Raw genomic sequence first — 21,452 nt, 5'->3', positions numbered from 1 at the left:
CTTCCGCTGGATGATGCGCTCGGGGGGGCGGCGCCAGTCAGGGAACGATGAACTCGATGGCGATGCCCTGGCCGTAGCCGATGCACATCGTCGAGAGCCCGCGGCCACCGCCGCGACGGTCCAGTTCGTGGATGAGCGTCGTCGGGAGCCGGGCACCACTGGCCCCGAGCGGGTGACCGATGGCGATGGCGCCGCCGTTGACGTTGAACCGCTCGTCCTCGATACCGAGTTCGCGCTGGCAGTACAGCGTCTGGCTCGCGAACGCCTCGTTCAACTCGACGAGGTCGTAGTCGTCGATGGTCGTCCCGGCGCGCTCGGTGAGCCCGCGGACGGCGGGAACCGGACCGATACCCATGACCTCGGGGTCGACGCCGGCCACGTCGTGAGCGCCGACCTCCGCGAGGACCGGGAGGTCGTGCGCGTCGGCGAAGGCCCGCGACGCGAGCAGCACGCCGGCGGCCCCGTCGGAGATCTGCGAGGCGTTGCCCGGCGTGACGGTTCCGTCCTCGCGGAAGACGGTCGGCAACTCGGCGAGTTTCTCCGCCGTCGTGCCGGGGCGGAGCCCCTCGTCCTCGGTGACGACGCCGTCGGCCGTCTCGATGGGAACGATTTCGTCGTCGAACCGGCCGGCCTCGGTCGCCGCGACGGCCCGCTGCTGTGAGCGGGCGGCGTATGAGTCCTGGGCCTCGCGGGCGACGTCGAACCGCTCGGCGACGGCCTCGGCGGTCTGCCCCATCTGGAGGGCGTCGGTGTCGTACCGCTCGCGGATGCCGGGATAGGAGTCGATTCCGTGGTCGCGCTCGACGCGGGACATGTTCTCGACGCCGCCGGCGATGATCACGTCGCGCTGGCCGGCGCGGATGTGGTCCGCGGCGGCGGCGATGGCCTGCGCGGAGGAGCCACAGAGCCGGTCGATGGTCGTCCCGGGGACCGACTCGCCCAGGTCCGAGAGGAGGGTGATGACGCGGGCGAGGTTGTTCCCCTGCTCTTTCACCTGCTTCGCACAGCCCCACTGGAGGTCGTCGACCTGCTCCCCTGGCAGGCCCGTCTCGGCCAGCAGTTCGTTCACGACGGCGACCGAGAGCTCCTCGCTCCGGGTGTCGGCGTAGACGCCCCCCTGTTTCCCCTGCGGCGTGCGCCAGGCCGCGACCACGACCGGGTCGGTGTCTGATGGGTTGGCACTCATCGGTCGGTCACTCGAATGCGGGGATGCCGGTCAGGTCGTGGCCGAGGATGAGCGAGTGGATGTCGTGGGTGCCCTCGTAGGTGTAGACCGTTTCGAGGTTGGCCATGTGGCGCATCGGCGAGTAGTCCGCCGTGATGCCGTTCCCGCCCAGCATCTCACGGGCGATGCGGGACTGGTCACGCGCCATTCGGACGTTGTTGCGCTTGGCCATCGAGACCTGCTCCGGGCGCAGGTCACCGCGCTCCTTCAGCTCGGCCAGACGCTGGGCCAGGAGCTGCGCGGTCGTGATCTGAGTGGCCATCTCGGCCAGCTTCTCCTGCTGGAGCTGGAAACTCCCGATGGGCTTGCCGAACTGCTCGCGGTCCGTCGCGTACTCCCGCGCGGTCTCGAAACAGTCCATGGCCGCACCGACCGCGCCCCAGGCAATCCCGTAGCGCGCCTGCGTCAGGCAGGACAGCGGCCCCTTCATCCCCTGCACGCCCGGCAGCACGTTCGCTTCGGGGACGTAGACGTTCGAGAGCTCGATCTGCCCCGTAATCGAAGCCCGCAGCGAGAGCTTCTCGTCGATTTTCGGCGTCTCGACGCCGTCGCGGTCCGTCTCCACCAGGAATCCACGAACCGGGTCGTCCGGGTCCGAGCGGTCCTTCGCCCACACCACAGCGACATCGGCGAGCGGTGAGTTCGTAATCCACGTCTTGGTGCCGTTCAGCACGTACCCGTCGTCCTCGGCCTCGGCGGACGTCTCCATCCGCGAGGGGTTCGACCCGTGGTTGGGCTCGGTCAGCCCGAAGCAGCCGATTTTCTCGCCGGTCCCCATCGCCTCGAGCCACTCGTCCTTCTGGGCCTCGCTCCCGTACGCGTGAATCGGGTACATCACCAGCGAGCCCTGCACCGACGCCATCGACCGCAGCCCCGAGTCGCCCGCCTCCAGCTCCTGCATCAGGATGCCGTACGCCGTCTCGCTGAGGTCCGGCAGCCCGTACCCGGAGAGATTGGGCGCGTAGAACCCCAGCTCGCCCATCTCCCCGACGAGTTCCATCGGGAACGTCCCCTCGATCCAGTGGTCGGCCACCACGGGCTTGACCTTGTCCTCCACGAACTCACGCGCCGTGTCACGCACCATCCGCTCCTCCTCCGTCAGGTCCGACTCCAGATCGACGTAGTCTATCATACAATGTAAACCCGCTCGCGTGGCATCAAAGGTTTGGTTCGTGCGCTGGGGACGGCGAGTTCCCCGGTCGCAGAAGTCGCCAACAGGCGCTATTTGCGCCCATGAATGCCGATTGGGCGTGTAAGCCGTTAGACGACACCCGGCAGGTCGGCGGTTCGGATGGCCCCCCACCCGACGCCCCCATTCCGCCACAGACTCGCACTTTTCCTTACGAGCCAGACACGATATCGAGATTCACACTACAATGTAAATTCGGGCGTTGGAGACAGTGGAACGTCCACTGTCGAAGGCGGAGGGCAGCATCCCCCGGCAGGAGGCTCGACAGCGGCCGCGTTAGCACCCACGTAACCTTGGCCGAACAGTGCCTCCCTCCGACGATGAGACGACGCCAGTTCATCCGGGGTGGGGCAGCGGCAGCCGGGACCGCACTCGGTGTATCCGCGGTCGGCTTCGGGTCGCCCGGCACGACCGAGGCGGCCCCGTCGACGCCCGGGCCCTCGGACACCATCATGCCCGGGACGGCCCACGAGACGCCGGTGTACGTCATCGAAGGCGCGGAGTCGGGGCCGACAGCCGTCGCCGTCGGTGGCATCCACGGCGACGAGCGTAGCGGCATCCTCGCCGCCGACCGGCTCCGGGAGTGGGACCTCGCGGCGGGCCGCCTCGTGGTGATTCCACGCGCGAACCGGGTGGCCGTCGAGCGGGACACCCGCGAGGGAGAGCACGGCGACCTGAACCGGCAGTTCACGCCCGGCAGGGAGCCCGCGACCGAACTCGCGCGGGCGCTCTGGGACCGAATCGTCGAGGCGGACCCGGACGTGCTGACGACGCTCCAGTCCTCGAAGGGACTGTACGGCACGCACCCGGACTTCGTGGGACAGGCCGTCTTCCCGACGGCCGCCGGCGACGCCGTCACCGTCGCCGAGACCGCGACCGCGACGGTCAACGACGCCGCCGTCCCGTGGTACATGCCGTTCCACGACTTCCGTGTCGGCCACCCGCTCAGTGGCGACGCACCGCTCCTCTCACACAAGGTCGGCGGGGACCTCGGCGAACCGGCCCACATCGTCGAGGTGACCGAGTACCTGCTCGACGACGAGGCCGGCGCCCGGTGGACCGGGCGGCTGGCGACCGAACTGCTGGCCGGACACGGCCTCGAGCGGGCCGGAGGCGACGCATGAGTGCCGACACACGGACGGCCGCCGACCTGCGGGAACTGTTCGCCGGGCCCGCCGTGGTCGTCGCGTTCGCCCTGCTGACGGTCCCGCTCGTCGCGGGCGCGCTCGACTCGGCGTTCATGACGCCGCTGGCGTTCCCCGGCTACCTCGTCCTCACCATCGGGAGTGCCGTCGGGAACCTGCTGTTCCCGAACTTCGCGCTGTGGGTCTACTGGGTGCCGTTCGCGATGGCGTGCTACGGGCTCGCAGTGATAGCCGGAGGGGTCTACCGGGCCGCCCGGGGAGCCGGATGAAAGGCGATACCAGATAACGTTTCTACACGCTATTTCTAGATTTAGTACACGTTATGTCCCCGGAGATGGCACACAACCCCATAAAATACCGCATATCCACGTAATTCCGAGTGCCGAGCGAGCGCGCTACGACTCGTGCACGTCGGTCCAGTCCGTCTCGGCCGGCTCGGCATCCGCCGCCTTGAGCGCCAGCACGGGCGTCCCAGCGGTCCGGACGACACGCTCGGCCACGCTGCCCAGGAGGAGCCGGTCGAGCCCGGACCGGCCGTGGGTTCCCACGACGGTCAGGTCCACGTCGGCATCGGCGGCGTAGTCCACGATGGCACGGTACGGCGACCCACTGAGGAGGGTGGCCTCGACGGCCGGGACGTCCGCTCGACCGGCCCGCTCGACCGCCCGGTCGACGGCCTCTCGCCCGGCATCCTCCATCCGGTCGAGGAGGGGGCCACCGGCGCCGGTCGGCCACGCGACGGTGACATCCACGACGTGTATCACGTGGAGCGTCGCGTCGGCCGCCGCCGCCAGGTCGACCGCGTGCGTGACCGCGGCGGCTGCCCCCTCGCTCCCGTCCGTGGCGACGAGAACGTCGTCCAGCTCCTCGACAGGTGTCGAGGTCCGGGCCGTCAGGACGGGAACCGGCGAGATTCGGAGGGCCCGCTCGGTCACGCTCCCGAGGACGAACCGGTCCAGGCCGGTCCGGCCCTGGGTCCCCATCACCAGCAGGTCCACGTCCTGGGCCTCGGCGTAGTCCGCGATGGCGCGAGCGGCGCCGGATTCGTTGGGGCGGACCGCGGTCGAGACGGGGACATCGGACTCGGCGGCACGAGCAGCGACATCCTCGAGCAGGGCGTCGGGGTCGACTCCGTCCGGCGAGCCGCGGGGCGCCCCCCCGTCGTCCGGCGGCGTGACGTGGATGGCGTGGAGGTCAGCACCGAACTGGTCGGCGAGCCGGACAGCGCCCTCCACGGCGGTGTCGGCGGTCTCGCTCCCGTCGGTCGCCACGAGGATACGGTCGTACATGATGTCTACAGGTAGGTCGCCGTAGCGGTAAACTACGTCGGGCGTTCCTCTCGGCTGGGAATCAGCGAATCCGGCCGGTTACGGTGACTCCGTCGCCGCGGTTCCCGCAGTGTGGGAACCAGAGCCACACTCCTGGTACTCGCCGGAGAACCCCCACGCGGAGGTGACACGGAATGACAGTACGAGACCTGATGCGGGAGGACGTAGTGACGGCGACGCCCGGCACGGCGGTCACCGAGGTCGCCGAACTCGCGAGGGCCGAGAACGTCGGGAGCGTCGTCGTGGTCGACGACGGCGAGCCGGTGGGCATCGTGACGGACCGGGACATCGCGCTCCGCGTCGTGGCCGACGGCGCCGACCCCACGTCGACCACCGCGAGCGACGTGATGACGGCCGACCCGACGACGGTGGACGTCGAGACCGGCGTCATGGAGGTGTCCCGCGAGATGTGCGGGGCCGGCGTCCGCCGGATGCCGGTCCTCGACGGCGGTGAGCTGGCGGGCATCGTCACGCTCGACGACCTGAACCGGCTGCTCGTGGGAGAGCTGGGGAACCTCGCGGGCGTCGTCGCGGGCGAGTCCCCGCCGTACTGAGCGGCGTGGGGCGAGCGCGGTCGCCACCCCCCTGTTCCGAACCACTAACACGGAGGAGCCGGAGGTCATGGTATGCCCACACAGTACCCCATGGCAGGGGGAGGACCGTCGCGTTCGGCGGCCGTCGCGGGGGGAATCGAAGCCTCGGGGACGTTCGAGACCCGGTGGCAGGTACCGGTGTCGGGGCCGGGGTCGGAGCCGCCGGTCGTCCTCGACGGGGTCGCGTACGTGCTGGAGCAGACGGACGCCGCGCCGGATCCAGTCTACGAGATCGTCGGCTACGACCTCTCGGATGGGAGGGGTGTTCGGCGGCTGGACTGCGCCGAGTTCGGGGCGGTGTACGAACTCGCAACCGACGGCCGGCTCCTCGTCGTCGCGGCCGACGGTGTGGTCACGGCGATCAATCCGAAGGCGGACCAGATCGCGTGGAGAGCGGACGGGCTGATATGGGAAACCGACGACGGCCCCCACGAGGACAGCATGGCCAGTGTCGCCCCCACATCGGAGACCGTGTACGCGGCTGCGACCGTCGAGTCGGCGGTGTCGGACGAGATAATGGAGACGAAGATCCTGCGGCTGAACGCCGGCGACGGTAAGGGGGGCGGCGTCGGTATCTACGAACAGGGCGCGGGTGGGTGGAACCTCCCGGGCACCCGCCTCGCGGTCCATGACGGGCTGGCCTTCCTCCTTGTCGACGGGGTCGTCGTCGGCCTCGAGTCACGGGACGAGATGTGGCGGGCGTCGCTGGCGGAACTGGACGGTGTCGACGTGTACTCGCCGGCCGCGGACGGTATCGCGGTGGGGCCACAGGGTGTGTACGTCACACTCGGGCACGGGGGTGACTTCGAGAAGTACGTCACCGCGTACGACCCCGTCACCGGAACCGAGCGGTGGCGGACACCCATCTCGCAGTCGGGGGCCAAGGCCGTCGCCGTCGCCGACGGGACCGTGCTCGCCGTCTCGTCGGGAGGTGTCCTCGCGCTGGATGCCGTCGACGGTGACGTACTGTGGGAGAACTACGACGGCAAGCACAACTCGAAGCCCGCCATCGCGGGTGAAACAGTGTACCTCGGTCGGACGGACGGGGGGTCGGACGTTCTCGTCGGGCTGTCGCTCGCCGACGGGACCGAGGAGTGGCGGCACGAGGTGGGGTTCCGAATCGGTCACGTACTCCCCCTTCAGGACAGTCTCGTGGTTCGGGGGGGACGGCTCGCTCGGCTGGAGCCAGCCGACGCCGCACGCGAGAGCGGTGGGACCGGCAAGCCAGCGACGGCGACCGACTGTCCGGACTGTGGGGCCTCGGTCGACGGGTCCGCGGAGTTCTGTCCCGACTGTGGGACCGAGCTGGGCGACGGCGAGACGTGTCCCGGCTGCGGGTCGACACTGGACGGCGACGAGAGCTTCTGTCCCGACTGTGGGACCGAGCTGGGCGACGACGAGACGTGTCCCGGCTGCGGGTCGACACTGGACGGCGACGAGAGCTTCTGCCCCGACTGCGGGGAGGAACTGTAGGACGGCCGTCGCGTCCGCGAGCCCACTCTGGGGGGCTCCGTCCCGGTCGTCCAGGGTAGCCCTGTCCGGGCGGGGTGCGTTTCCCAGGACGCGGGGACGGCGACACCCGCCCCGGCCTCATCACCGGCGAGTCGCCGCCGTACCGAGTGGCGCAGGGAGATGGACCGTCCCCGTTCCCTCGTCAACCTTCGACGCGGCGGACGGCCGGCGTCGGCTCGGTGTCGGCCTCGTCGGCGGTATCAGCGCGTGAGGCATCCGCCGAGGACCCGTCCGTGACCTCGCCGCCGTCGGCAGCGAGACGCTGGGCCTCCAGCCACTGGAAGTCACGGCCGAACATGCCGTCGTCCTTGAGATTCCACGGGTCGGGTGATTCGAGGAGCGGCCCCTCGCGGGCGGACTCGACCATGTTCCAGAGCCAGACGAGCTGGGCGAACGCCAGCACGAAGGCGCCGACGGTGGCGAGCTGGTGGAGCGTCGTCAGCTCGGCGAGTGGCGCGATCGCGCCGTCCAGCTGGTAGGTGGCGTACCGGCGCGGCATGCCGAGATACCCCATCAACAGCATCGCGAAGAACGTCAGGTTGACCCCGAGCATCGTGAGCCAGAAGTGCCACTTCGCGAACGTGCGCTGGTACATCCGGCCCGTCACGAGCGGGAACCAGTAGTAGACACCCGCGAACACCGCGAACGCCGTCCCGCCCATCAGGAAGTAGTGGAAGTGCCCGACGACGTAGTAGGTGTCGTGGAGCACGAGGTCGACCGGGATGGCGGCGAGGAAGACGCCCGTGATGCCGCCGATGATGACGTTCGAGATGAAGCCGATGGAGAACAGCATCGGCGCCGTGAGCCGGACCTTGCCGTTCCACATCGTCGTGATCCAGTTGAATACCTTCACCGCCGTCGGGATGGCGATGGCCAGCGTGATGGCCATGAACGAGGCCCGGATGCGCGGGTCGATACCCGTCGAGAACATGTGGTGGGCCCAGACGCCGAAGCTCAGGACACCGATGGCGATGGTGGAGTAGACGACGAACTTGAAGCCGAACAGCTTCCGGCCCGAGAACTTCGGCAGGACCCACGAGACGATGCCCATCGCCGGCAGGATGAGGATGTACACCTCGGGGTGGCCCCAGAACCAGAACAGGTGCTGGTAGAGGACGGGTGAGCCGCCGTCGACGGCGAAGAACGCCGTGCCGAAGTTCCGGTCCAGCAGCAGCATGATGAACACCGACCCCAGCAGCGGAAAGGCGAACAGGATCTGGACGGACTGGACGAGGACGGTCCAGGAGAAGATGTCCAGGTTCGCCCAGCTGACGGACTCGTCGCGCTCGACGAAGATGGTCGCGATGAAGTTGATCGCCCCCATGGTGGCGGCGATGCCGGTGAGGTGGAGCCCGAGCATCATCAGGTCCACGCCGGGGTTGGCCTGCTGGACCGACAGCGGCGTGTACATCGTCCAGGAGGTCTGCGAGGGCCCGATGGCGCCCCCGGTCAGGGGGCCGAGGAAGAACCCCGCCCACACCAGCAACGCTCCCGGCGGCAACAGCCAGAACGCGATGGCGTTGATGCGGGGGAACGCCATGTCGTCGGCCCCGATGAGCAACGGGATGAAGTAGTTCGAGAACGCCGCCAGGACGGGCGTCCCGAACAGCAACAGCATCGTGATGCCGTGGCTCGTCAGCAGGCCGTTGTAGAACTGCGTGCTGATGACGTCCTGGGCCGGCGTGAGCAGTTCCAGGCGCATCACCAGCACCCCCAGCCCCGCCCACGCGAACGCGATGACCGAGTAGACGGCATAGAGGATGCCGATGTCCCTGTGGTCGACGGTCGTCAGCCAGCGGACGATACCACCGGGCTTCTCGCTGTGTGCGGCGCCCCCGGTGCCCGTGCCGACCGGGAGCGGGCCGGGCGCGTACGCCCGCCAGTCGGTCACCCGGGAGAGGTAGCCGGCGACGGCCACCAGGAGAACACCCATCAGTACCGTGAGTGCGAGTTGCTCGCCTGCCATCGGTTCCGGGTGGGGGCCACATCTCCGAGTTAGCTCGGTTGTCGAGCGACAACTGGGTGGCCAGTGAGGGTCCGACCTCGACACGTTCCCCCTGTCGGCTGACGAGAATCGGTAGACAGAACGGGGATTTGGCGCTCGCCAAGCGACGGACTATTCCTGCAGGGCACGGAGGCGCGTGTATGGAACGGTTCGTCAGCGGCTCGACCCGAACCGGGGGGGTTCCCGCGTGATCGACCCCGTCCTCGCGAGTCGGTTGCAGTTCGCGCTCACCACCATCGTCCACATCATCTTCCCGGTGATGAGCATGGGACTCGCCCCGTTCCTGATATACTTCACCTGGAAGGATATCCGGAGCGACGACCCCGTGTACGAGCAACTGCGCCGGTTCTGGACGAAGATCTTCGCGGTGAGCTTCGTCGTCGGGACCGTCACCGGTATCGTTCTGGAGTTCGAGTTCGGGACGAACTTCGCGGCGTTCTCGACCGCGGCGGGCGAGCTGTTCGGCGGTCCGCTCGCCATCGAGGGGATGATGGCGTTCATGCTGGAGGCGACCTTCCTCGGCGTGTTCGTCTTCGGTCGCGAGCGCGTCGGTGACGCACTGTACTTCGTCTCCAGCATTGCCGTCGGGCTGGGGACGTGGCTGTCGGCAGTGTGGATCCTCATCGCCAACTCCTGGATGCAGACGCCCCGCGGGTTCGAGGTCGTTCAGGAGGGTGGTCAACGGGTGATCCACCTGACGGACCCGCTCGCAGCCTACGCCAACCCACGGTTCCCCTGGATGTTCGTCCACATGCAGAACGCCGCGGTGGAGTCGGTCGCGCTGTTCATGGCCGGCGTCGGGGCGTACTACGTCTTCCGGCACCACATCTGGGACTACACCGTCGTCGAGATCGGATTCTGGGAGAAGACGATGAAGATCGGCATCGCAGCGCTACTCATCACGGCGCCGCTGCAGGTGCTCCACGGGGATGCCTACGGGCGACACGTCGCGGAGACCCAGCCCCAGAAGTTCGCCGCCATGGAGGCCGTCTGGGAGACCGACAGCTACGTCCCCGAGTACATCGTCGCGTTCCCGACCGACCTCCAGGACCTGACGGACCCGCGAGCCAAGGAGCTGTTCGGCCTCGGCATCCCGGGTGGCGCGTCGTGGCTCGCCAGCGGGGGTGATCCACAGGCCGAGATACGCGGCCTGAACACCTTCGAGACGGAGGCCCCACCGGTCGCGCTCGTGTTCTGGTCGTTCCGGGCGATGGTCGGCATGGGATTCTGGTTCCTCCTGCTGGCCTTCTGGGGCGGCTACCGCTGGTGGCGGGGGCAGCTGCTGGAGGACGACCTGCTGCACAAGGCGCTGATGGGCTCCAGCCTGCTCGGCATCCTCGCCGTCCAGCTCGGCTGGGTGGTGACGGAGGTCGGGCGCCAGCCATGGGTCATCCAGGGCGTGATGAAGACGAGCGACGGAGTCTCGCCCGGGCTGACCGGCGCCGAGGCGACCCTCACGCTCGCCGGGTTCGCACTGGTGTACACGCTGTTGCTCGTGCTGTACACCTACGTCATCGCACGAATCGTTCGGGAAGGGCCGCCGGGGAACGATGAGCTGGAGACGCCGACCCCCGAGCTCGGTCCCGAGGAGCCTCCGACAGTGGGGGCCGGCGATGACTGAGGCGGTGGCCGGAGTGCTCGCAGCGACGCCCATCGTGGCCTCGCTGGCCGACGGGCCGCTGTTCGGCCTGCCGCTCCCGGAGCTCTGGTTCGCGCTCCTGTTCGCCATCCTCGCGACGTTCCTGTTCCTCGACGGGTTCGACTTCGGGGCCGGGGCCGTGTTCGCGACCCGGGACGACGACGCGGAGCGCGAGACCATCCTCGCCGCCATCGGCCCGTTCTGGGACGGCAACGAGGTGTGGCTGGTCGTCTTCGGCGGGACACTGTTCGCGGCGTTCCCACGGGTGTACGCCGACCTGTTCAGCCGCCACTACCTGCTGATGTTCGGTATCCTCGGCGCGCTCATCGTCCGCGGGCTCGCCCCGGAGATGTACGAGCAGCGTCACGACGATGCCTGGCAGCGGTGGTGGGGCCGCGCGTTCGTGGTCGGGAGCGTGCTGGCGCCGTTCCTGCTCGGTGCATTCGTGGGGAACTGGGTTCTGGGCTCGGAGCGCTCGCTGACGCTGCACGCCGTCGTCGTCGGCCTGACCGTCGTCGCGCTCACGGTGGTCTCGGGCGTCGCCTTCCTCCGGCTGAAGAGCCGCGGAGCGCTCCGGACCGACATCCGTCAGTACGGCGAGGCCGCGGTCGTCGCCTATCTCGTCCTCGTGGTCGCGTCGCTCGCCAGCCTGGCGCTGGTGTCCGCCCGAATACGGACGGGCGTCACGTCGCTCCCGGTGCTGGCGCTGGTCGGTCTCTCGGTCGCCCTCGCGACCGGGTACGTGATGGCGCTCCGGCGCGACCGCGACCACCTCGCGCTCGGACTCAGCGGCGGGCTCACCTACGGCCTCGTCGCGGCCGTCGCGCTACTGCTGTATCCCGCAATCGACCCCGCGAGCGGGCTGACGGTCGAGGCGGCCATCATCTCGACGCTCCCCCTCAATCTTATGTCCATCGGCGCGGCGATACTGCTGCCGCTCATCACGAGCTACTTCATCGTCCTCTACAGCGCGTTCAGCGGCCCAGCACAGCCGACGGAGGGGTACTGACCGTGGCTGCCGAATCCACCGTGGAAGGCGACACCGAGAACGAGTCCACGGACACCCAGCAGGGGAACGCGGACCGCTCGCTCCTGCTCTCTCGGATCATCGTCACCTGGGTCGGACTCCTCGCCGTCGGCGGCGTCGGGACGGCCCTCGGCAGCGTGGCGAACGGCCCGCCACAGCTCATCGTCTACCTCGCCACGATGCTCGCCTCCGTGGCGGTCCTCCTGTACAACGTCGACCGGCTGGTGACGGCACGGCTGGCGTCGGATTCCTCCCACAGATAGAGCCGTGGGCTTCCTCCTCGATTCTGTGTGAGGCCGAGGCGCGGTCGCCTCGCCCGACGCCCGGGCGCCCTTCGACGACCGGAAGGGGAACGCCTACCTGCGAAAGCCCCGTACCGGGAGGTATGCACACCGAGGGGCAACTCGCGCCGGAGTCGGCGACCGAGGCGCGCCGCTCGTACGCCGACCTCGCCGGGGCGGCCCGGACGGTCACCCGCGAGACGGCCAAAGCGATGGGCTTCGACCGCGAGGAGTACGCCGACCGCGTCACCGAGGAGGTTCGCTCGACGGCCCGGGACGCGCTGTTCGCGTCACTGCTGGAGGTCCGGGTCGGCGACCGCGAGGCGTTCGAGACGTGGCGCACCGACTTCGGCGGCGACGTTCGCGTGATGGGGAGCGGCGACGTGCCCAACGTCGCCTGGCACGTCGTCCCGTTCGGGGCCGACGGCCCGCCCACCCGCGCCGCCGGCGACGAGGGCGTGACGCCGGTCGCCGTGGCCGCGACGTTCCAGGACGAACCCGCGGCCGCGACGGCGACGCTCCGCCGGACCGTCTTCGGCCGCGTCTACCGTGATGTTATCCACGCCGACCCCGTCGAGACGGGCGCCCACACCGCAGAGCCGCCGGAGGACGAGGACGAGGATGGCACCGAGGACGAGACCGACGCGGCCGCCGAAGCCGAGGAGAACACGCAGTGAGGCGAATCACCCGGAACACCATCCTGGTCATCCTCGCGGTCGTGGTGCTGCTGCTGGCGCTCGGGGCGCTCCCCGCCTACCTGAAGAGCGGCGACCCGTACTACGTGGTCGCGACGGCCGACGAGGCGCCGAACGAGAGCGTGAACACCACGAACCTCTCGGCGCAGCGTTACCGTTTCACGACGGACGCCGTCACGGCCGCTGCCGGGAACGCGAACGAGACGGGCCGCTCGGACCCGTACTGGCGGGGGCCGTTCGGCGTCAAGGAGGGGTTCACGCACTCCCCGTTCGACGAGTTCGAGGCGCTCACGCGGGACCACCCGAACGCCACGGTCACGGCGGGCAACGACACCAGCGTCTACCTCTCGCGGAACGGGACCAGCTATCGGGTCGAGATTACGCAGGCGCCGGGGTCGGTCGGCGGAGCCGGGACCGACGCGACCACGAGTCGGGTGGTGAGGCCGGGACCAGCCGGCGATGCGACATCACGCGCGGAGGGAGCCGGATGAGCGACGACCCCGACGACGCGAGCGGTGGGCGCGAGCAGCCCATCACGGACCACGACCCCGCGACCCACGACTGGCCGGTCATCGAGTCGGTCGCCGAGTACGAGACCGGCTGGTACACGGGCGGGTACGACCTCGTCGAGCAGCCCGACGGCTCGACGAAGAGGTACTACTGGGCGGAGCTGCCGCCCGCGGTCGTCGTGGTGGCGGTCGCCGACGGCTCGCTCCTCATGGTCGAGCAGTACCGCCCGACCATCCGCGAACTCTGTCTCGAACTCCCGGCCGGCATCGTCGAGGACGGCGAGAGCTACACCGAGGCCGGGGCGCGCGAACTGGCCGAGGAGACCGGATTCGCGCCGTCGGGGATGGCCCTGCTGGAGTCGTTCGGCTGCTCGACGGGCGTGCTGCGCCACGAACGCGGCATCGTCTGGGCGGAGGGGCTGGAGCCGGTCGAGCGGAAACTCGACGGCAACGAGTTCATCAACGTCCACGCGGTCCCCGTCGACGAGGCGCTGGACGTGGCGCGGAGCGACCCAGCCAACGACGCGACGATGGAGGGCGTGCTGCTGGCGCGCGAAGAGGGCTTGCTGTAGCCGACCGCGGAGACCGGAGACGGGGAGACAGGGTCACTCCGGGGCGGCGTTCGGCCGTCCGGCAGCCGTGCTGGCGTCGTCGACGGCGTCGGCGACGGTGGTGACGGCGTCGATGCGACGCCGGAGTTCCTCCGCGTCGGTGAGCAGTCCCCGGTCGCGGTACTGGACCGTCCGGGAGGGGCCGTCCTCGCCGTCGCTCGACATGTTCAACATCCCCTTCGCGACCGACCCCGCGAGGCCGTCCGCCTCGCCGTCGAGTTCGTCGAGCATGTCACCGACGACGTTGTCAGTCACGTCGCCGACGGACACCGGGCCCGCGAGGTCCGTTACGGCGTCCTCGGCCTCCTGCCCGAGGACCGACCTGGCGACGTCCTCGGGGATGTCGCCTCGCACACCCACACCGTCGACCACCTGGCTCTTCGCGGCGTCGATGCCGGGGTCGTCTGGCGCCTCGGCCGCCCCCACGACGCCGAACGAAGCGTGCCACTCGACGGGCGTTCCGAGCTCGGCCTCGACCACCGTGTAGGTCCTGCTGGACTGGTTCTGCCCGCCACCGGTGCTGTAGGTGCGTGCCCGGACCGCCCGGCCGTCGACGGTGCCGGTGAGCGTGGCCTTGTCGCTCTCGTCGGGCGGACCGGTGGCGAACTGGGGGCCACCGCCGGCGGTCAGACCGGCCTGGCTCCCCATCTCACGCCACGCTCTCCTGTCGAGCACGGACGACACCAGCGCGCCGAGGAGGACCGTTCCGATGACGCCCGCGATAGCGGCAGGTGGTGGCCCCGGCAGGTCGGCGGGGGAGACGAGCGGGGCGAGCAGACCCGCATACGCGAGGCTGATACTGGCAGCCACGACCAGCACGACCAGTGCGAGCAGGACCTTCGAGCGTCGGACCATCGTTCCCGGACTTCCTGTATATGCAGACAGGTAAGTAAAAAAGATACGGGGCTGTCGCCCGTCGGCATCGTTCTCGGGCGCTCGCGCAGGCTGGCGCTCGGTCCTCGCGGCGGCTCAGGCCCCGTTTTCAAGACCCCGCGCGCTGAACGACCAGTCAGATGCCAGCCCTCCAGCTAGACGCGGTCTCGAAGCGCTTCGGCGACGTCCGGGCGCTCGATGACGTCTCGTTCACGGTCGAACGGGGCGAGGTGTACGGCTTCCTCGGGCCGAACGGTGCCGGGAAGTCGACGACCATCGACATCCTCCTCGACTACGTCCGGCCGTCGGCCGGCAGCGTCTCGGTCTTCGGCCACGACGCCCAGGCGGAGCCGACGGCTGTCCACGCCCGGACCGGCATCCTGCCGGACGCGACCAGCCTGACCGGCCACGTGACCGCCCGCCAGCACGTCCGGTACGTCGTCGACTCGAAGGGAAGCGACGAGAACCCGCTGGCGCTGCTGGACCGCGTCGGTATCGCTCTCGATGCGGACCGGCCGGTCGGCGGGTTCTCGAAGGGGATGCGCCAGCGGCTGCTGCTGGCCTGTGCCCTGGTCGGCGAACCCGACCTGCTCATCCTCGACGAGCCCTCGACCGGGCTGGACCCCAACGGTGCCCGCCGGATGCGCGAGATCGTCCGTGAGGAGAACGAGCGCGGCGCGACCGTCTTCTTCTCCTCGCACATCCTCGAGCAGGTGGCCGCGGTCTGTGACCGCGTCGGCATCCTCTCGGGCGGGGAGCTGGTGGCCAGCGACTCGCTGGACGGGCTCCGCGAGCGCGTCGGCTCGGTCGGCCGGCTGACCGTGACGCTGGACACCCCCTCGGAGGCGGCCGTCGCGGCCGTCCGGGAGGTCGACGGCGTGCACGACGTGCGCGCCGACGGGGCGAGCGTCTCGGCGTCCTGCCCGCCGGACCGGAAGGCAGCGGTCGTCGACGCGGCCCGCCACGACGGCGCCGAGGTGGTCGACATCCGGACGGAGGAGGCCTCGCTGGAGGAACTGTTCGCGGCCTACACCGAGGGCGAGGAGGGGGGACTCGCATGAGTGGCCGCCTGCGCGCCGTCGTCGAGCGGGACCTCCGCGACCCGTTCCGGTCGCGGTCCGTGTGGCCCGTGCTGCTACTGTTCGTCGTGTTCTTCGGCGGCCCGGTCGCCCTGACCAGAGGCGGGGGGACCGGCGCGCGGGCGCCGGGGCTGCTGCGCCAGCTTGAGGGCGTCGTCTTCCTGTTCCTCCCGCTGGCGGCGCTCCAGTTCGGCTACGACCGAATCGCGGGGCCGCGCGAGACGGGCGAGATCCGGCTGCTGCTGGCACCACCACACTCCCGCCGGGCGTTCGTGCTCGGCACGTTCCTGGGTCGCGCCGCGTTCACGGCGCTGCTGGTGACCGCCGGCTACCTCGTCGCGACCGTGGCCTACCTCGCCGTCGTCGGGGTGCCGGACCCGGTGTACACGCTGGGTGGCTACCTCCTCGCGCTCGCGCTCGGAGTGTCCGTCGCCGGACTCGCCGTCGGGCTCTCGGCATCGATGTCGACCCGCGGCCGCGCGACCATCATCGCGGCGGTGACCTACCTCACGCTCCTAGCCTTCTGGGGCTCCATCCCGACCGCCGTCCGGTTCGTCGCGAACGGGCTCCAGGCACCGACCGGCCCGCAGCCGGGGTGGGCAGTCGCGTTCGCCCAGACCGTCCCCACCGAGGCCTACCGGAACCTCGTCGCGGCCCTGCTGCCGACCGCCGCGCCGCCGCCGGTCGTCACCGCCGGGCCACTCGCCGCCGGCCTCGTGCTGGTCGCCTGGACGGTCGTGCCGCTGGCGGTCGGGGTCGCCCGGTTCGAGCGGGCGGACCTCTGAACGCGGGCACGAGCCGGTGGCCACGGGCGGCCCTGGCCCGGGCCGACAGGTCGCCGATGGGGGGAGCTACAGCCGCTCGGGACCCGAGTCGGAGTCGGACCCGGGCGGGATGGTCTCGAAGGCGTCCGACCGGCGCGCGACCGCGACCAGCGCGCCCAGGACTCCGACGGTGAGCACGGCCCCCGCGAGGAACGGTGCCCAGTAGTAGAGCACGTAGATGGCAGTCATCGCCGGCGGGCCCAGCGTCCGGCCGAGGCTGCCGGCCCCCTGCGTGACGCCGAAGGCGCTCCCCTGTGCGGACTCGTCGGCCGCCGCCGACACCATCGCCGTGATGCCGACGTTCAGCAGTCCGTTCCCGGCCGAGAGCAGCGCGAGGACGCCCAGTAACGCGAGCAGTTCCGGCCCGACGACGGGGACCGCGCCTGCGATGCCGGAGAGGAGCGTCCGGCCGAGTTCGGGCGCGAACGGGAGGAGCGCCAGCGCCACCAGCAGGAGAGCCGCGCCGCCGACGGCGAGGCGGGTGTCGGCGAAGCGCCGCGAGAGCGCACGCACGACGACCCCCTGGTTGATGGCACCGAGCACGCCGATGTAGGTGAGCAGGAGGCCGGCCGCGGCCGCGTCGTAGCCGTAGATGTCCGCGACGAAGGGGATGAACGCGACCTGTACGCCGGAGAACGCGACCGAGGTGACGAGGAAGACGAGGACGAGCGGCCGGAGGTCGCTGTCGGCCAGCGCCTCGCGGAACTGCGAGACGAGGCCACGCTCCCGCCGCGCGGTCCCGCGCTGTCGGTTCGGCTCCGGGAGGAAGCGCGCCGCCGCGAGCAGCGCGAGCAGGGACAGCGTCGCCGCGAGGAAACTCGGCAGCGAGAACACCGTCGCCGGGACGAACCCGGGCAGCACACGCCGTGCGAGGGCGACCGCGGGGTCGCTGGCGACGGCACCGCCGAGCGCGGGACCGAAGACGAACCCCAGCGCGAACGTCGCGCCGACGAGTCCCAGCGCGCTCGCCCGCTCGGCCTTCGGCGTGATGTCGGTGATGTACGCCTGTGCGGTGGCGATGTTGCCGCCCATCGCGCCGGCCAGCATCCGGGCGGCGAACAGGGCCCCCAGCGCGCCGGCCGTGCCGAAGGGGCCCTGCAGTTGCTCGCCGAGGCCGAAGACCACCCACGCGACGGCGCTCCCGGCCAGCGACAGCATCAGCACCGGGCGGCGGCCGCGCTCGTCCGACAGGCGGCCCAGCAGGGGCGCGAAGACGAACTGCGTCAGCGAGTACGACGCCGCGAGCAGCCCGATGAACACGTCGCTCACCCCGAAGCTCCGGACGTAGAACGGCAGGACCGGGATGATGACGCCGAACCCGAGCAGGTCGATGAAGACGACCCCGAGCACCGTCAGCAGCGCGCGACGGCGAGAGACCCCCTCGGCGGCGGCCTCGGCGACGGTCGCGGCCCGGGATTGAGACACGACCCGGCGTGGGTCCGGACCGCACTTGTGGCTGCCGGGTGCCGGGCGACTGGTGAGGACGGGGGGAGGATGGGCATGAGAGTGAGCCCCCATGTGTAGCAGCGCGGCGCTGTCCGGCGCGTGTCGCCGTGGATTTATCCTCGCTGAACTGCTCCCTCGGGGTATGGACGACGAGATATCCGCCGAGGAGCTCCACGACCTCCTCGAATCGGGCACAGACGTACGCGTCGTGGACATCAGGTCGGCCGACGCGTTCCGACGGGGGCGCCTGCCGAACAGCGAGAACATCCCGTTCCGGGAGCTGACGGGCCGTATCGAGGAACTGGCCGGCGCCGACCACGTCGTGACGGTCTGCCCGCACGGCGAGGCCAGCGTGCAGGCTGCCCGGCTCGTCGCCTCCTACGAGGGGTTCGACGGCCGCGTCGAGTCGATGGCCGACGGCGTCACCGGGTGGCAGGAGCGATACGGGCTGGAGACGGCCGCGGCGGACGGCGGAGAGACCGGGGAGCAGGACGAGGGGCCCGAGGCCCCGTTCTGAGCGCGGGCCGGACCGCGGGACTACTCCTCGGCCGTCGACCGCCGCCTGACCGACGGAAACAGCCCGAACGTCCGCGCGAGTTCGATGCCGGCGCCGGCGAACAGAGCCGCGCCGACCAGCAGCAGCGTCAGGCCGCCCGACTGGTCGGCGGCGAAGAGGCCGCCGGCGGTCATCGCGAGGCCGACGACGAACAGGACCGCGAGGAAGACGGCGTAGACGGCGGTCCCGAGGACGGACCAGAGGGCGTCCTCGACGGCACGGCGGACGACGATGTACTGTTCGTCTGTGGAGGGGGCGGCGTCGATGCCGCTCCCGGACGGGTCGGTGGAGGGCTCGTCCATGGTCGGACGAGACGGGGAGCCCGGATAAAGAGCGCGCTCAGTCCCGCCGCCGGGCGACCAGCTCGATGGGGTCGCTGGGCTGGAGCGTGACGGACATCCGGAGGTCCGGGTCGGCCGACTGGTCGGGCGCGAGGTCGAACCGCCAGTCGCGGGCGAGCGTGGCGAGTGCCAGCTGTAGTTCGAGCATCGCGAACCGGTTGCCGATGCAGGTCCGTGGGCCGCCCCCGAACGGGCAGTAGGCGTACTCCGGGCGCCCCGGCGGGTCCGCCAGGACCCGCAGGTCGTCGGTCGCGGGGTCGCGGGTCGCAGCGGCGTCGGGCACGAAATCGTCGCCGAGGTCGGACGCCTCGGCGGGGACCAGCCACCGCTCCGGGCGGAAGGCGTCGGGAGCATCCCACCACCGGTCGTCCCGGTGGAGTTCGATGACGGGGATGGAGAGGTCCGTCCCCTCGGGGATGTGGTAGCCGTACAGGTCGACGTCCTCGATGGGCTGGCGGAAGAGGACGAACACCGGCGGGTAGCGCCGGAGTGCCTCCCGGACGACCGCCTCCGTGTACGGCAGGCCGTCACGGACCGCGCGGGCGTCGGGCGCCCCGTCGAGCGCGTCGACCTCCTGCTCCAGCCGGCGCCGGCGGTCGGGGTTCGAGGCCAGCAGGAGCCAGGCGTAGGTCAGCGCCATCGAGGAGGTCTCGTGGCCGGCGAACAGGAAGGTGAACAGCTGGTCGCGCAGCTCCTCGTCCGTGAGGCCGGCGTCGCCGGCGGCCACCAGCATCCCGAGCAGGTCCTCGCCGGGGTCCGCGCGGTCACGCCGCTGGGCGATGAGGGTCTCGATGGTGTCGTCGAACGCCGCGACGGCGCGCTGGTAGCGCCGGTTGGTCGGCGTCGGGACCCACGGCGGGAGGAACCGCGAGGGCGAGGAGACATCGAACCGGTCGTTGATGGCCCGGGTCGCCCGGTCGATGGGGTCGTCGGGCCCCGGGCCGCCCACGTCGCCGCCGAACATGGCCTGCGAGAGCACGTCGAGGGTGAGCGACCGCATCTCGTCGGCGACCGCGAGCCGCTCGCCGTCGGTCCAGCCGGCGCTCGCGCGCTCGGTCGCGGCCCGCATCGCGTCGTCGTAGCGTTCGACCTGCTCGCGGTAGAACGCCGGCTGGACCAGTCCCCGGACCCGCTGCCACTGCTCGCCGTCGAGCGTGACCAGCCCGGTCGGTACCAGTTCCTCGGCGGACTCCTGCAGGATCTCGCTTTTCTCGTAGCGGGCGTGGTCCTCGACCAGCACCGTCCGGACCGGTTCCGGATGGCGGACCTGGTAGACGACGTGGCCGAAGACGTGGGTCCGGACCACGTCGCCGTACCGTCCCATCCGGCTGTAGAAGCCGAACGGGTCCCGGGCGAACGCGAGGCTCTGTCCGACGGCCGGCCAGCCGTCCGAGCCTGGAGGGCGCATCGTACTCATGGACACGCGAAGGTTGGGACGAGCGACACCTCGCCGTTGCCGTGGACACACTAGCGTGTTCAAGTGCGTCGCGGACGGACGGGCGCGCATGAACTGCCTCCATCTCACGGTCCGTCTCGGCGACGAGGCGCTGCATCCGGTCCACCGGGCGATCTGCGAGGGGGCGCCGATCGAGCGCGAGCTGCTGTTCCAGGCGAACCCGGAGGGTGACCTGGCAGCGCTCCTGTTCTACATCGAGGGTGACCACGAGGCGTACGAGGCGTTGCTGGCCGATACCGACCAGGTCGAGTTCTACGACCTCGTCCCGGCGGCAGGGGGGTGCTACGCCTACGTCCGGGAGACGCCGCGCCCGGCCGACGAGGTGTTCTACGACGCGTTCGACCTCGGCGGGGTCGTGCTGGTGCCGCCGGTTGCGTTCCGGCCGGACCGGACGATGCGACTGACCGTCGTCGGTGAGGCAGAGCCGCTGGAGGCCGTGGTCGGGACGATGGAGGCCGACGAGCGTGTCCAGGTCGACATCGACGGGGTCGAGTCCCGCCCCGGCCCCTCGCGAGCCGGCCGTATCGGCGGCGGCGACCTGACGGGCCGCCAGCGCGAGGCGCTGACCGCTGCGTGGGAGGCCGGCTACTACGAGGTGCCGCGCGAGGGGAGCGTCGCGGACGTGGCCGACGCGCTCGGCGTGGCCGAGTCGACGGCCGCGACCCACCTGCGGAAGGCGGAGGCGCGGCTGGTCGGGCGCGTTGTCGGCGAGTGAGAAGTCACCCCACGTGGGGTGCTCGACGTGCGGTCAGGTCTCAGGCAACGTTGAATCCCTTGTCGCGGAGGAAGTCCTCCACGCGTCCGGTGTGGTTGCCCTGGAGTTCGATGGAACCGTCCTCGACGGTACCGCCGCAGGCGAACTTCGACTTCAGATCGCTGGACAGGCTGTCCAGGTCGACGTCCTTCGGGTCGAACCCCTCGATGACCGTTACCTCCTTACCGTATCGGCGCTCGTCGATGCGGATATTGATCTCCTGAGACTCCTTGGCCACGTCCTCGCAGACGCAGAGTTCCTCAGGGAGCCCGCACGTCGAGCAGACTTCCGACATTACAGGACGGGTGTAGTGGGGGACCGATATTAAATCCTGTCGGGAGGCCGACCGACGGTGGACGAACAT

Annotated in this window: 23 protein-coding genes; 14 read left to right on the top strand and 9 right to left on the bottom strand. The window is 70.3% G+C overall.

The genetic code is table 11. The annotated features are described in order from the left end of the window. Nucleotides 1-37: 37 nt before the first annotated feature. Nucleotides 38-1,186, bottom strand: coding sequence for a thiolase family protein (locus tag NL115_RS07630; RefSeq protein WP_254832583.1), 1,149 nt, complete (start codon nucleotides 1,184-1,186; stop codon nucleotides 38-40). A gap of 7 nt (nucleotides 1,187-1,193) precedes the next feature. Next, nucleotides 1,194-2,357, bottom strand: coding sequence for an acyl-CoA dehydrogenase family protein (locus NL115_RS07625; protein WP_254832582.1), 1,164 nt, complete (start codon nucleotides 2,355-2,357; stop codon nucleotides 1,194-1,196). Between the two features lie 377 nt (nucleotides 2,358-2,734). Between NL115_RS07625 and NL115_RS07620 the strand changes: the two genes are divergently transcribed. Next, nucleotides 2,735-3,538, top strand: a complete 804-nt coding sequence (locus tag NL115_RS07620; protein WP_254832581.1) for a M14 family metallopeptidase — start codon at nucleotides 2,735-2,737, stop codon at nucleotides 3,536-3,538. Continuing rightward, on the top strand, nucleotides 3,535-3,828 hold the full coding sequence (locus NL115_RS07615) for a hypothetical protein (protein ID WP_254832580.1): 294 nt from the start codon (nucleotides 3,535-3,537) through the stop codon (nucleotides 3,826-3,828). The genes NL115_RS07620 and NL115_RS07615 overlap by 4 nt, the downstream gene beginning before the upstream one ends. Nucleotides 3,829-3,954: 126 nt before the next feature. Here the strand turns inward: NL115_RS07615 and NL115_RS07610 are convergent, their stop codons facing one another. Next, entirely contained in the window at nucleotides 3,955-4,848 is an 894-nt protein-coding gene (locus NL115_RS07610; RefSeq protein WP_254832579.1) for a universal stress protein, read from the bottom strand. Between the two features lie 173 nt (nucleotides 4,849-5,021). Here NL115_RS07610 and NL115_RS07605 point away from each other — a divergent pair, with 173 nt between their 5' ends. Together NL115_RS07605 and NL115_RS07600 are read left to right on the top strand one after the other, a co-directional pair. Beyond that, nucleotides 5,022-5,441: a CBS domain-containing protein gene (locus NL115_RS07605; RefSeq protein WP_254832578.1), complete on the top strand. Its 420-nt coding sequence runs from the start codon at nucleotides 5,022-5,024 to the stop codon at nucleotides 5,439-5,441. 72 nt (nucleotides 5,442-5,513) lie between these two features. Next, nucleotides 5,514-6,953: an outer membrane protein assembly factor BamB family protein gene (locus NL115_RS07600; protein WP_254832577.1), complete on the top strand. Its 1,440-nt coding sequence runs from the start codon at nucleotides 5,514-5,516 to the stop codon at nucleotides 6,951-6,953. A gap of 181 nt (nucleotides 6,954-7,134) precedes the next feature. Here NL115_RS07600 and NL115_RS07595 read toward each other — a convergent pair whose 3' ends face one another. Continuing rightward, entirely contained in the window at nucleotides 7,135-8,958 is a 1,824-nt protein-coding gene (locus NL115_RS07595; RefSeq protein ID WP_254832576.1) for a cbb3-type cytochrome c oxidase subunit I, read from the bottom strand. 226 nt (nucleotides 8,959-9,184) lie between these two features. Here NL115_RS07595 and NL115_RS07590 point away from each other — a divergent pair, with 226 nt between their 5' ends. The 6 genes from NL115_RS07590 to NL115_RS07565 all read left to right on the top strand — a co-directional run bounded on the left by NL115_RS07590 (nucleotide 9,185) and on the right by NL115_RS07565 (nucleotide 13,720). Next, nucleotides 9,185-10,618 (top strand): cytochrome ubiquinol oxidase subunit I, encoded by a 1,434-nt coding sequence (locus NL115_RS07590; protein ID WP_254832575.1) that lies wholly within the window; start codon nucleotides 9,185-9,187, stop codon nucleotides 10,616-10,618. Next, nucleotides 10,611-11,645 (top strand): cytochrome d ubiquinol oxidase subunit II, encoded by a 1,035-nt coding sequence (locus NL115_RS07585; protein ID WP_254832574.1) that lies wholly within the window; start codon nucleotides 10,611-10,613, stop codon nucleotides 11,643-11,645. The genes NL115_RS07590 and NL115_RS07585 overlap by 8 nt, the downstream gene beginning before the upstream one ends. A 2-nt stretch (nucleotides 11,646-11,647) precedes the next feature. Continuing rightward, nucleotides 11,648-11,926 carry a hypothetical protein gene (locus NL115_RS07580; protein ID WP_254832573.1) on the top strand — a complete coding sequence of 93 codons (279 nt, stop codon included), beginning with the start codon at nucleotides 11,648-11,650 and terminating at the stop codon, nucleotides 11,924-11,926. 122 nt (nucleotides 11,927-12,048) lie between these two features. Next, the gene (locus NL115_RS07575) at nucleotides 12,049-12,621 is read left to right on the top strand and encodes a DUF5809 family protein (RefSeq protein ID WP_254832572.1); all 573 of its coding nucleotides are present in this window, start codon (nucleotides 12,049-12,051) and stop codon (nucleotides 12,619-12,621) included. After that, nucleotides 12,618-13,130 (top strand): hypothetical protein, encoded by a 513-nt coding sequence (locus tag NL115_RS07570; protein WP_254832571.1) that lies wholly within the window; start codon nucleotides 12,618-12,620, stop codon nucleotides 13,128-13,130. Before NL115_RS07575 ends, NL115_RS07570 begins: the two co-directional genes overlap by 4 nt. Then, nucleotides 13,127-13,720, top strand: a complete 594-nt coding sequence (locus NL115_RS07565; RefSeq protein WP_254832570.1) for an NUDIX hydrolase — start codon at nucleotides 13,127-13,129, stop codon at nucleotides 13,718-13,720. The genes NL115_RS07570 and NL115_RS07565 overlap by 4 nt, the downstream gene beginning before the upstream one ends. Nucleotides 13,721-13,753: 33 nt before the next feature. Here NL115_RS07565 and NL115_RS07560 read toward each other — a convergent pair whose 3' ends face one another. After that, on the bottom strand, nucleotides 13,754-14,614 hold the full coding sequence (locus NL115_RS07560) for a hypothetical protein (protein WP_254832569.1): 861 nt from the start codon (nucleotides 14,612-14,614) through the stop codon (nucleotides 13,754-13,756). A gap of 158 nt (nucleotides 14,615-14,772) precedes the next feature. On the opposite strand from NL115_RS07560, the gene NL115_RS07555 reads away from it, so the two are divergent. Both NL115_RS07555 and NL115_RS07550 read left to right on the top strand, forming a co-directional pair. Continuing rightward, entirely contained in the window at nucleotides 14,773-15,693 is a 921-nt protein-coding gene (locus NL115_RS07555; RefSeq protein ID WP_254832568.1) for an ABC transporter ATP-binding protein, read from the top strand. Continuing rightward, nucleotides 15,690-16,496 (top strand): ABC transporter permease subunit, encoded by an 807-nt coding sequence (locus NL115_RS07550; RefSeq protein ID WP_254832567.1) that lies wholly within the window; start codon nucleotides 15,690-15,692, stop codon nucleotides 16,494-16,496. Before NL115_RS07555 ends, NL115_RS07550 begins: the two co-directional genes overlap by 4 nt. 66 nt (nucleotides 16,497-16,562) lie before the next feature. Here NL115_RS07550 and NL115_RS07545 read toward each other — a convergent pair whose 3' ends face one another. Then, complete coding sequence (locus NL115_RS07545; protein ID WP_254832566.1) at nucleotides 16,563-17,960, bottom strand: MFS transporter; 1,398 nt, start codon at nucleotides 17,958-17,960, stop codon at nucleotides 16,563-16,565. 163 nt (nucleotides 17,961-18,123) lie between these two features. Here NL115_RS07545 and NL115_RS07540 point away from each other — a divergent pair, with 163 nt between their 5' ends. Then, the gene (locus tag NL115_RS07540; protein WP_254832565.1) at nucleotides 18,124-18,498 is read left to right on the top strand and encodes a rhodanese-like domain-containing protein; all 375 of its coding nucleotides are present in this window, start codon (nucleotides 18,124-18,126) and stop codon (nucleotides 18,496-18,498) included. A gap of 20 nt (nucleotides 18,499-18,518) precedes the next feature. On the opposite strand, the gene NL115_RS07535 is transcribed toward NL115_RS07540, so the two are convergent. Together NL115_RS07535 and NL115_RS07530 are read right to left on the bottom strand one after the other, a co-directional pair. Next, on the bottom strand, nucleotides 18,519-18,839 hold the full coding sequence (locus NL115_RS07535) for a hypothetical protein (protein WP_254832564.1): 321 nt from the start codon (nucleotides 18,837-18,839) through the stop codon (nucleotides 18,519-18,521). A gap of 37 nt (nucleotides 18,840-18,876) precedes the next feature. After that, on the bottom strand, nucleotides 18,877-20,295 hold the full coding sequence (locus NL115_RS07530) for a cytochrome P450 (RefSeq protein ID WP_254832563.1): 1,419 nt from the start codon (nucleotides 20,293-20,295) through the stop codon (nucleotides 18,877-18,879). Nucleotides 20,296-20,383: 88 nt separating this feature from the next. Between NL115_RS07530 and NL115_RS07525 the strand changes: the two genes are divergently transcribed. Next, a complete protein-coding gene (locus NL115_RS07525) occupies nucleotides 20,384-21,049 on the top strand; it encodes a helix-turn-helix domain-containing protein (protein ID WP_254832562.1) in 666 nt (221 codons plus the stop codon). Nucleotides 21,050-21,089: 40 nt separating this feature from the next. Here the strand turns inward: NL115_RS07525 and yciH are convergent, their stop codons facing one another. Then, a complete protein-coding gene (gene yciH, locus NL115_RS07520) occupies nucleotides 21,090-21,383 on the bottom strand; it encodes a stress response translation initiation inhibitor YciH (RefSeq protein ID WP_254832561.1) in 294 nt (97 codons plus the stop codon). Nucleotides 21,384-21,452 lie beyond the last annotated feature (69 nt).

The sequence above is a fragment of the Haloglomus salinum genome, assembly GCF_024298825.1.
In the GTDB taxonomy this organism is placed as follows: Archaea; Halobacteriota; Halobacteria; order Halobacteriales; family Haloarculaceae; genus Haloglomus; species Haloglomus salinum.
This window is presented reverse-complemented; position numbering and strand designations above follow the sequence as displayed.